7 protein-coding genes, 1 rRNA gene and 1 pseudogene are annotated in these 10,580 nt (G+C 66.0%); 3 read left to right on the forward strand and 6 right to left on the reverse strand.

The genetic code is table 11. From position 1 onward, the window contains the following. Genes RTQ83_RS22305 through RTQ83_RS22315 form a run of 3 tightly spaced genes read right to left on the reverse strand, consistent with a single transcriptional unit; the run spans position 1 to position 3,599 of the window. Complete coding sequence (locus RTQ83_RS22305) at positions 1–894, reverse strand: ATP-binding cassette domain-containing protein (protein ID WP_312519635.1); 894 nt, start codon at positions 892–894, stop codon at positions 1–3. Further along, a complete protein-coding gene (locus tag RTQ83_RS22310; protein WP_312519637.1) occupies positions 894–2,030 on the reverse strand; it encodes an ABC transporter permease in 1,137 nt (378 codons plus the stop codon). Before RTQ83_RS22310 ends, RTQ83_RS22305 begins: the two co-directional genes overlap by 1 nt. 54 nt (positions 2,031–2,084) lie before the next feature. Continuing rightward, complete coding sequence (locus tag RTQ83_RS22315) at positions 2,085–3,599, reverse strand: DUF4080 domain-containing protein (RefSeq protein ID WP_312519639.1); 1,515 nt, start codon at positions 3,597–3,599, stop codon at positions 2,085–2,087. 157 nt (positions 3,600–3,756) lie between these two features. On the opposite strand from RTQ83_RS22315, the gene rrf reads away from it, so the two are divergent. Together rrf and RTQ83_RS22325 are read left to right on the forward strand one after the other, a co-directional pair. Then, positions 3,757–3,869 (forward strand): 5S ribosomal RNA (rrf, locus tag RTQ83_RS22320). Between the two features lie 143 nt (positions 3,870–4,012). Next, positions 4,013–6,415, forward strand: a complete 2,403-nt coding sequence (locus tag RTQ83_RS22325) for a penicillin acylase family protein (RefSeq protein ID WP_312519642.1) — start codon at positions 4,013–4,015, stop codon at positions 6,413–6,415. Here RTQ83_RS22325 and RTQ83_RS22330 read toward each other — a convergent pair. After that, complete coding sequence (locus RTQ83_RS22330; RefSeq protein ID WP_312519645.1) at positions 6,399–7,289, reverse strand: aldo/keto reductase family oxidoreductase; 891 nt, start codon at positions 7,287–7,289, stop codon at positions 6,399–6,401. The two genes, RTQ83_RS22325 and RTQ83_RS22330, sit on opposite strands and share 17 nt — an antisense overlap. A gap of 115 nt (positions 7,290–7,404) precedes the next feature. Here RTQ83_RS22330 and RTQ83_RS22335 point away from each other — a divergent pair, with 115 nt between their 5' ends. Continuing rightward, positions 7,405–8,331, forward strand: coding sequence for a LysR family transcriptional regulator (locus tag RTQ83_RS22335; RefSeq protein WP_312519648.1), 927 nt, complete (start codon positions 7,405–7,407; stop codon positions 8,329–8,331). Here RTQ83_RS22335 and RTQ83_RS22345 read toward each other — a convergent pair. Next, positions 8,332–10,322: pseudogene (locus RTQ83_RS22345) on the reverse strand (alpha/beta hydrolase family protein). A gap of 64 nt (positions 10,323–10,386) precedes the next feature. Continuing rightward, positions 10,387–10,580: hypothetical protein (locus tag RTQ83_RS22350; RefSeq protein ID WP_312519657.1), on the reverse strand; the 194-nt coding region annotated here is incomplete at its 5' end.

Genomic DNA, 10,580 nt, shown 5'->3' on the forward strand with positions numbered 1-10,580 from the left:
CTATCGATTCTCCGCTTGATTCGGTTGTTCGTTGTGCTGTTCGCCGTTGCCGCCGTGCTCCCCATTGCGCTCTTCCAGCACCTCCAGCGCGCGCAGGCCGCGCGGGCCGAGGAAGAAGTGCTGGATGAAGGGATGCTGGACCTGCAGCACGTCGCACGACGGTCCCACCGCCAGCACGTGCTTCTCGGCCAGCACCGCGATGCGCGAGGACAGCGCGAACAGCGTGTCCAGGTCGTGCGTGACCATCACCACGGTCAGGCCCAGTTCGCGGTGCAGGGTCTGGATCAGGGCCACGAAGGCGTCCGACAGGTCGGGATCGAGGCCCGCGGTCGGCTCGTCCAGGAAGAGTAACTGAGGCTCGAGCGCCAGGGCGCGCGCCAGCGCGGCGCGCTTGACCATGCCGCCCGACAGGTCGGCCGGCATCTTGTTGGCGTGCTCCGGGCCCAGTCCTACCATGTCCATTTTCAGCAGCACGGCGTCGCGGATCACGTCTTCGGGCAGGGCGCGCAGCTCGCGCATCGGCAGCGCGATGTTGTCGAACACGCTCAGCGCCGAATACAGCGCGCCCTGCTGGAACAGCATGCCCCAGTGGTTGCGCATGCGCTGCAGCTGGGTCGGCGAAGCGGCGCTGATGTCTTCGCCGAACACGCGCACGCTGCCCTGCGACGGGCGCTCGAGGCCCAGCATCTGACGCAGCAGCACGGTCTTGCCGGTGCCCGAGCCGCCGACGATGGTCAGGATCTCGCCCTGGTAGATGTCGAGGTTCAGGTCCTGGTGCACCACGGTGCGCCCGAAACGCGTCCACAGGTTGCGGATCTGGACCACCGGCGCGCCGACTTCGACGTCGGGACGCAGGTTCAGGTGCTGTTGCCGTCCTTTGCCGGATGCGCTCATCAGAACAACCCCGTGCCGCTGAAGATGATGGCGTACACCGCGTCGGCCAGGATCACCACCGTGATCGCGGTGACCACCGAGGTGGTGGTGCCGCGGCCCAGGCTTTCGGTGTTCGGCTTGATGCGCAGGCCAAAGTGGCAGGCGATCAGCACGATCAACACGCCGAAGGTCGAGCCCTTGAGCAGGCCGATCGAGTAGTTCACGGCCGGCACCGCGTCCGGCAGCTTTTGCAGGAAGTACCTGAACGACATCCCCATCTCGATCTTGGCCGCGACCATCCCGCCCAGCAGCGCCATGGCATCGGTCCATACCACCAGCAGCGGCATCGAGATCGCCAGCGCCACGACCTTGGGCATGATCAGGCGGTAGCCGTGCGAGACGCCCATCACCAGCATCGCGTCAAGTTCCTCGGTCACCCGCATCACGCCCAGCTGCGCCGTGATCGAAGAGCCTGAACGTCCCGCCACCAGGATCGCCGCCAGCAGCGGGCCCAGTTCGCGGATCACGGCGATGCCCAGCAGGTCGACCAGGAAGGCGTCGCCGCCGAACATGCGCAGCTGCTGCGACACCAGGTAAGACAGCACGATCCCGATCAGGAAGCCTACCAGCGCGGTGATGCCGAGCGCCTGGAAGCCGGAGTGATAAATGTTGGCCGAGATCTCGCGCCACGGTCCCACAGCCGGGCGGCGCAGGAAGCGGCCCAGGTCCTGCACCACGATGCCGATCAGGCCAATGAAGCTGCGCAGGTGCTGGAAGAAATTCAGAATGCCGGCGCCGAGTACGATCACCCAGTCGAACGGGCTGCTGCGGGTGCGCGGCAGTTTCAGGCCGCTGGCGCTCTCGATGCGCTTGAACAGGTCTTCCTGACGCGGATCGAGTGTCAAACGTTTGGGGCGCTGCTTGTTCCAGGTATTCCAGAACAGCTGGGCGCCGATGTGGTCCAGGCTTTCGATGCCGGACAGGTCCCATTCGCAGGCGCCCTTGTCCTTGAGGCCTTCGAGCTGGCGCGTGATCCCTTTCAGGACCCCGCGCTGCGACAGGCCGTGCACCTGCCAGACGCCGCTGGCAATGACCGATTGTCCGGCTGTGGAGCCGGACTGGTGGATGGTCAATGTTGGCGCATTTTCAATCTGCATTGCGGCAGTGTAAAAGAGAATCGAAACTGCTGCCAGCCGGGCATCTCTACCGTATCAGGCTGCCAGGTGGCGTACCTGGCGCGCCGGGGCTACTGCCTTGATGGCTTCCGGCGGCGTTTCGGCGAAATGTTTGAGGGTGGGTGCGTGGTGGTTGCCCTTGCCCGCGTAGTCGCTGGCGACCAGCGCTTCTGCCTCTTGACGCGCCATGCCGCGCAGCTGCAGCCATTCCACCACCAGCTTGGCCAGGCGCTCGAGCGCGATCCGGTGGGTGGCATCGGTCTTGGTAAACATCCAGTCGGCGAAAGCCATGAAGTTGTCGAACGGGGTCTCGCCCAGCAGGATCGGGGTGGTATGCGCGAAGCGTCCCGAGTTGGCCACCAGGTCCCAGTAGCGCGCGAAGCGCACCAGGCGTTGCATGGCGGCGAAGTCGATGCGGTCGGTCGCCAGCACGGTGTAGGGCGGATACGGGTCGTACACCATGCCGAACGGCTCGGTGTGGCGGATGATCGGCGTGCCGCGCAGGCGCTTGAGGATGCCGAACTGGATCTCTTGCGCACCGAGGCCGACCAGCTTGTCGAAGCCGCGCGCGAAACTCTCCACGTCTTCGCCCGGCAGACCGGCGATCAGGTCGACGTGCAGGTGGGCCTGCGACTCCTGCGTCAGCCAGCGGATGTTCTCTGCCGCCTTCTCGTTGTTCTGGCGCCGGCTCACCAGGGCCTGGACTTCCGGATTGAAGCTCTGGATGCCGATCTCGAACTGCAGCGCGCCGGGCGGGAACTTGGCGATGGTTTCCTTGAGCGCGTCCGGCAGGTGGTCGGGCACCAGCTCGAAGTGGGCATAGACCGGGTCGTCCGGGTTGGCCTCGATCTTATCCAGGAAGAACTGCATGATGCGCAGGCTGGTCTTGATGTTCAGGTTGAAGGTGCGGTCGACGAACTTGAACAGGCGCGCGCCTTGGGTATACAACAGCTCCAGCTCGGCCAGAAAAGAATCGAGGGGGAACGGCCACGCGGTCTTGTCCAGCGACGACAGGCAGAACTCGCACTTGAACGGGCAGCCGCGCGAGGCTTCCACGTACAGGGTGCGGTGGGCGATGTCGTCCTCGCTATATAGAGCGTAGGGCAGGGCGATGTCTTCCATCGGCGGCTGCACGCCGGCGTGCACCTTCATCAGCGGCTTGGGGCCGTTCAGGATCTCGCCGCACAGCTTGGGGAAGGTGACGTCGCCCCAGCCGGTGATAACGTAATCGGCCAGGCGCACGATTTCCTGCTCGTTCGTCTCGTGCGAGACTTCGGGGCCGCCCAGCACCACCGTGATCTGTGGCGCCACCCGTTTGAGCAGCGCCACCAGGCGCGTGGTTTCTTCCACGTTCCAGATATACACGCCGAAACCAACGATGCGCGGCGCGTGCGCCAGGATGCGCTCGACCAGATCGGTGGTCTTGGCGCCGATGACGAATTCCTGGATTTTCGTTTGCTCTTGCAGCGCGCCCATATTGGCCAGCAGGTAGCGCAGGCCGAGCGAGGCGTGCGTGTAGCGGGCGTTGAGGGTCGAGAGCAGGATGGTCATGGCGGCGCGGGTGAGGGCAAAACAGCCATTTTACGCGCTGGCGCCGGCGAAAGCGCTGGCGGTTTGCCAACTCTCTTGGTAGAATGCGCCCCGGAATTCAGGGCCTGCTGCCGCCGACGCTTTAGCCAGCGCAGGGACAGCAACCCAATCAGTCAAGCCTGATGACCATAGCAAGTCGGTACCACCCCTTCCCATCCCGAACAGGACCGTGAAACGACATTGCGACGATGATAGTGCTGCAACCAGTGTGAAAGTAGTTTATCGTCAGGCTAGTTATTAGAGAAAGCCCACCAGGTGTCTGGTGGGCTTTTTTGCTTTCCGGGCCGTCCAAGGCGAATCATTCAGGGTTAAGGTACGTAACATTATTTTATTGTTCCGTACCATTGACGCGGCCTGGCCGCGGAAAGGCCCTCATGCAGCGCCGCACCAATGTCGTATCGTTCCGCTTCCTCCTTGCCGCTTCGCTTTCCTTGTCCCTGGCCGCCTGCGACTGGGGCGACGACGACGATGCGCCGGCGCCGCCGGCCAGCGCGGCGCGCATCGAGGTCGAGGTGGCGCGCACCACCCACGGCGTGCCGCACGTGCTTGCGAACGATTTCCGCAGCCTGGGCTACGGCCTGGCCTACGCCTATGCGCAGGACAACGTCTGCATGTTCGCCGACTCGCTGCTCACGGTGCGCGGCGAGCGCTCGGCCTTCTTCGGCGGCAAAGCGCGGCCGCAGCGCCGCACCGGCGACGACTATGGCGCCGCCAGCGGCTTCATGGACCTCAAGAACGAGGACAGCGACTTCTTCTTCAAGGGTTACCTGGATATTGAACAGCTGCGCGCCGGCTACGCCGCCGGCAGTGCCGAGCCGCGCGAACTCATGGCCGGCTTCGTCGAAGGCTACAACCGCTACCTGAAGGACTACGCCGGCAAGCTGCCGGCCGCCTGCGCCGGCGCGCGCTGGGTGCGGCCGATGACGCAGGACGACATGATGCTGGTGATCGCCGAAAAGGCGCTGCATGCTTCCGGCCAGGTGTTCTCGAAAGACTTCGTGGCCACCGGCCGTGCGCCGGGCGTCACGACGCTGGCGAAAGACGCGCCGCGCAAGCTCGATCCGGCGACGCTGGTGGCGCAGCTCGATGCGCTCGATCGCCAGGGCTTCGGCAGCAATGCGCTGGCTGTGGGGCGCGATTTGTCGGCCAACGGGCGCGGCCTGTTGCTCGGCAATCCGCACTACCCATGGACCACCACCGACCGCTTCTACCAGGCGCACCTGACGGTACCAGGGCGTTACGATGCGATGGGCGTGATCATCGGCGGCATGCCGGCCATCGTCATCGGCTTCAACCGCGACGTGGCCTGGAGCCATACGGTCACCACGGCCTACCACTTCACCACCTTCCGGCTGGCGCTGGACGCGGGCGACGCCAGCGGCACCACCTATATCTATGACGGCGCGCGCGTCAAGATGACGTCGAAGGCGGTCGAAGTCGAGGTGCTGCAGGCCGATGGCTCGCTGGCCAGGCGCAGCAAGACCTTCTGGTTCAGCCGCCAGGGCGCGGTCATCGTGCGACCGGAAGCCGGCATGACCTGGACTGCCAACAATGCCTATGTGTTGGCCGACCCGAACCGCAACAACACCCGCCTGCTCGAACAGTGGCTGGGCATCGGCACCGCGACCAGCACCGCCACGCTCAAGGCTTCGCTCGACCGCGTGGCCGGGCTGCCGTGGGTGAACACGCTGGCGGCCGACCGCGATGGCAACGCGCTGTTCGCCGATGCCAGCGTGGTGCCGCACATGAACGCCGACAAGTTCGTCAATGGCTGCCTGCTGCTGCAGGCGGCGCTGCTGTTCGACGGTTCGCGCAGCAGCTGCGGCTGGGGACAGGATACGGGCGCGCCGAGCGGCATCTATTCGCCGGCCAACGCGCCGTGGATGGCGCGCACGGACTACGTCGGCAATTCGAACGACAGCTACTGGCTGGCCAATCCGAAGCAGCCGCTGGTCGGCCCGGCGCCGCTCGGCTTCTCGCCGCTGTACGGCCGCGTGGGCGTGGAGCAGAGCCTGCGCACGCGCATGGGTTTTCGTCAGGTGGAGGATTTGCTGGCCCAGCGCACCAGGCTGACGCTGGCCGACATGCAGGCGCTGGCGCTCTCGAACCGCGTGTACGCGGCCGAGCTGGTGCTGCCGCAACTGCTGCCGGCTTGCGAAACCAGCAGCGACACCCTGCTGCGCCAGGCCTGCGCCGCCTTGGCCAACTGGGACCGGCGCGCCGACATCGAGAGCCGCGGCGCGGTGCTGTTCCGCGAATTCTGGAGCGCGGCATCGGCGCTGCCGAATAAATGGGCAGTGCCGTTCGATGCGCGCGATCCGGTGAACACGCCGAACGGCGTCGCCCCAGGCGCCATCCCGGGCATGCTGGCGACGCTGAAGAATGCCACGCTGGCGCTGCAGGCCCTGGGCGTGCCGTTCGACGGCCGCCTGGGCGACTATCAGGTCGAGCCGCGCAACGGTGTGCGCATCCCGCTGCATGGCGGGAACGGCAACCAGGAAGGCACCTACGGTTCGCTTACCATGAGAAGCAGCCTGACCTCGAGCGGCTACGTCGGCGCGCACTGGGGCCAGAGCTACATCCAGACCGTGACCTTCGACGAGCAGGGGCCGGTGGCGCAGGGCATGCTGACCTATAGCCAGTCGACCGATCCGGCCTCGCCCTGGTACGCCGACCAGACCCTGGTCTATTCGCGCAAGGAGTGGCCGCAGTTGCCGTTCACGCAGGAGCGGATCAGGGCCGATCCGCACTACAGCACCGTCACGCTGCGCGAGTAGCTTCGGCCTGGCGCGAGATGCCGTCCAGCGCCGCCAGTGCATCCACCGGCAGCACCAGGTTGGCGGCGGCCAGGTTCTCGCGCAGGTGCGTCACCGACGACGTACCGGGAATCAAGAGCAGGTTCGGCGCCCGCTCCAGCAGCCAGGCGATCGCCACCTGCATCGGCGTCGCTTCCAGTTGCGTGGCGACGGCCGACAGCGCGCTTGACTGCAGCGGCGAGAAGCCGCCGAGCGGGAAGAACGGCACGTAGGGGATGCCCTGCGCTGCCAGCCTGTCGATCAGCGCGTCGTCGGCCCGGTGCGCCAGGTTGTACATATTCTGCACGCAGGCCACCGGCACGATGCGCTGCGCGTCTTCGACCTGGCGCGGCGTCACGTTGCTCAAACCGATATGGCGGATCAGGCCGCGCCGGCGCAGTTCGGCCAGTGCCGCCAGCGGCTCTTCGAGCGAGCCTTCGACCGGGCCGTGCACGTCGAACATGGCGCGCAGGTTGACCACGTCCAGCACGTCCAGGCCCAGGTTGCGCAGGTTGTCGTGCACGGCCTGTTCCAGTTCGGCTTTCGAGAAGGCCGGCAGCCAGCTGGCGTCCTCGCCGCGGCGGGCGCCGATCTTGGTGACGATCAGCAGGTCGTCGCGGTAGGGATGCAGCGCTTCGCGGATCAGCCGGTTGGTGATGTGCGGGCCATAGAAATCCGAGGTGTCGATGTGGTTCACGCCCAGTTCCACTGCCGTGCGCAGGACGGCGCGCGCGGCTTCCGGGTCGCGCGGTGGACCGAACACGCCGGGACCGGCCAGCTGCATCGCGCCGTAGCCGAGCCGGGCGACAGTGCGGCCGCCGAATGAGTAGGTGCCTGCCTGTGCGATCGTGGTCATGGTGTGCTCCTGTGGTGAATAGTGGTTGGAGACATCACGATACGGTCACGCCACTTATGTGACAATCCGTCTTAATCCACACGGGCTGTACGAAAAAACGAACAATGAGGTTGGCATGAAAGTAGAGCTGGGAGATCTGTCCGCGTTTGTGGCGGTGGCGCGTGCCGGCGGCTTTCGCGAGGCGGCGCGGGCGACCGACGGCAGCGCGTCCGGCCTGAGCGAAGCGGTGCGCCGGCTGGAAGCGCGCCTCGGCGTGCGCCTGCTGAACCGGACCACGCGCAGCGTGGTGCCGACCGAAGCCGGGCGCAGCCTGCTGGCGCGGCTCGACCCGGTGCTGAGCGAGATCGACGCCGCGCTGGACGTGGTCAACGGCTTTCGCGACCGCCCGACCGGCACTCTGCGCCTGAATGTGCCGCTCAGTGCGGCGCGCCTGGTGCTGCCGTCGATCGTGCCGCGCTTCCTGGCGGCGTATCCCGAGATCCGGCTCGAGGTGGTGGCCGACGAAAGTTTTGTGGACGTGCTGGCGGCTGGCTGCGACGCCGGCATCCGCTATGAAGAGAAGCTGGAGCAGGACATGATCGCGGTGCCGATCGGCCCGCGCAGCCAGCGCATGGCGGCCGCCGCGTCGCCGGCATGGCTGGCGCGGCACGGCACACCCAGGCACCCGCGCGAACTGGCGCCGGGCGACTGCATCCGTGCGCGCTTCAGTAGCGGCGCCATGATCCAGTGGGTGTTCGAGCGCGATGGCGAAGCGGTGACCATCGATCCCAATGGTCAGCTGCTGGTGCAGGTGGGGGGGGCGCTCGACCTGGCGCTCGATGCGGCCGTGGCCGGCGCGGGCGTGGTCTATCTGTTCGAGGACTGGCTGACGCCGTATGTCGAACGCGGCGAGCTGCAGCCGGTTCTGGAAGACTGGTGGCCGCGTTTTTCCGGGCCCTATCTGTACTATTCGGGGCGGCGGCTGGTGCCGGCGCCGCTGCGCGCCTTCGTCGATTTCATCCGGCTTGACGGCGCGCCGCCGGCACAGGCGGCCGGCGGATGATCAGCGCAGGTGCTTCGCCAGGAACTGCTCGACCCGGCGCCAGAAGTCGAGCTGGTTGGCGGTGCGCCGCCAGCCGTGCCCCTCGTCGTCGTACACCACCCACTCTGGCGGGTTGCCGGCGTTGCTGAGGGCCGCGCGCATCCGTTCGCCATGGGCCAGGGGCACGCGGCGGTCGCGCGCGCCATAGGCCAGCAGCACCGGGACCTTGATCTGCGCCGCGTGCTCCAGCGGCGCATTGGCCGACAGCAGCGCCGCATCCTTGTTCGGGTCGCCGATCAGCTGTGGCATCGAATACGTCTTCGACACATCCGAGATGTCCGACCAGAACACCGAATACAGCAGGCGCGGATCGGACACGCCGACCCAGGCCACGCTGCACTTGTACTGGCCCGGATCGCGGATCGGTCCCATCAGCGCGGCGTAGCCGCCGTAGCTGGCGCCGGCGATGCAGACGCGCTTGCGTCGACCCAGCCTTTATTCACCGCGAAGCGCAGCGCATCGGTGACGTCGTCCTGCATGCGCTGGCCCCACTGCTTCCAGCCGGCGCGGAAGTGGCGATCGCCAAAGCCGGTGCTGCCGCGGAACTCGGGCTCGATCACGACGTAGCCGCGCGACGCCAGGAACTGCACCTGCGCATCCCATTCCCAACTGGTGCCGCGCACCCACGGGCCGCCGTGCACCAGCACGACCGCCGGGCGCGGGCCCTTGGCGCCCTGGTCGTTCTTCGTGATCCAGACCGGCAGGTCGGCACCGTCGCGGGTGGTGGTGCGGTACAGCTCCAGGTTGGCCATCTGCTTGTCCGGATGGCCGGGGCGGCGCGCGGCGATCCGCTCGAACTGGCCGCTGGCCGGACGGTACAGCACGAATTCGCCGGGGCTGGTGTCCGAGTACGAAGTGACCAGCACCGCCTTCGGCGCCTCGCACGGGTGGCAGGTGAGGTGATTGACGCGCCCCGGCAGCAGGGCGTCGGCTTTTTCCTGGATCGCCCGCATGGTGGGCGAGAACCAGGCCACGCTGTGCGCATCGGTCAGCAGGCGCAGGCCATGCACCTTGTTGCTGCCCTGGTCGCGGATCGGCGTCGGGTCGACGTCGAACCCCGGCAGCGAGAGCACCACGGCGGGCGCCGGCTTGCCGGTCGCGAAATCGAATTCGCGCAGCTCGCTCAGGCTGGTGTCGTGGTTGCGCACGGTGACGAACAGGCGATCCTGCTCGTCCACGTAGGCCGGCGTGAAATCGGATTCGCCCCACGCATCCTCGGCGATCTTGGTCCAGCGCGCTCCCTTGGTATCGAACCACCAGACGGCATATTTGTTTTCCTGGCGCGATGTGCCGACGCGGGCCAGGCCTTTGCGGTCGAGCAGCCAGCTGATCATGCGTACCGGCGGTTCCGGCTGGGTCTTGAAGAAGACGCGGGTGGCGCCGGTGGACACATCCATCGTGCGCAGGCTGAGATACACGTATTCGCTGTAGTCGGTGCTGAAATGGTTCTCGCCGATGACGATCTCGTTGGTTCCGGGCGCGCCGACGCCGAGCATCTCGTTATTCGGCTCGAGGGCGACGTTGCCCTGTTCCTGGAAAGCCGAGTCGAACTGGCGCTTGATCAGTGGGCGGATCTTTTCGCCATCGCGCCGGACCGCGTTCAGGCCGCCGCCGTAGACTTGCCCGCTCTTGTCGTTTTCGTCGTCGAGGCTGAACACCAGCCAGTCGTCGTTCACCCAGTTGAAATCGCTGACGTCGAGCCTGGAAAACTTGACGATGATGCGCGGCGCCTCCTTGCCTTCCAGGTCGATCACTTTCAGGGTGGCGCGTTCGCCAGGGGCGCGGCCCTGGATCGCCATCCAGCGGCCGGAAGGCGAGATTTCGACGGAGTCGGTCGTGTTGGGCTGGAAGAAGGTCTCGGCCGGCAAGGGCGCGGTAGCCGGTGATCGCGCCAATGCGCTGGAGCACAGCAAGAGGGCAAGCGTGCATTGGAGGATGCGGGCGAACGGCATGAAAGCTTTCTTGGGTGACCTGGATCGACCGACTATAGCCGAGGTGTCAGTACGTTTCTAATTGTCATGCATAGGCCGGGAAGAAAATTGTCGAAAAAAAGCTGTTGACGAGCTGCGGATCGAACGGCATAATCTCGTTCCTCTGCTGCTGACGAACAAAACGATTCGAAGCAAACAGCAGATGAAGCAGTACCGAATTCTGATCTTTAAAAATTAACAGTCGATAAGTGTGGGCGTTTGATGGAGGTGCCGGCTGAC

The organism is Massilia sp. (assembly GCF_031995545.1).
In the GTDB taxonomy this organism is placed as follows: Bacteria; Pseudomonadota; Gammaproteobacteria; order Burkholderiales; family Burkholderiaceae_D; genus Telluria.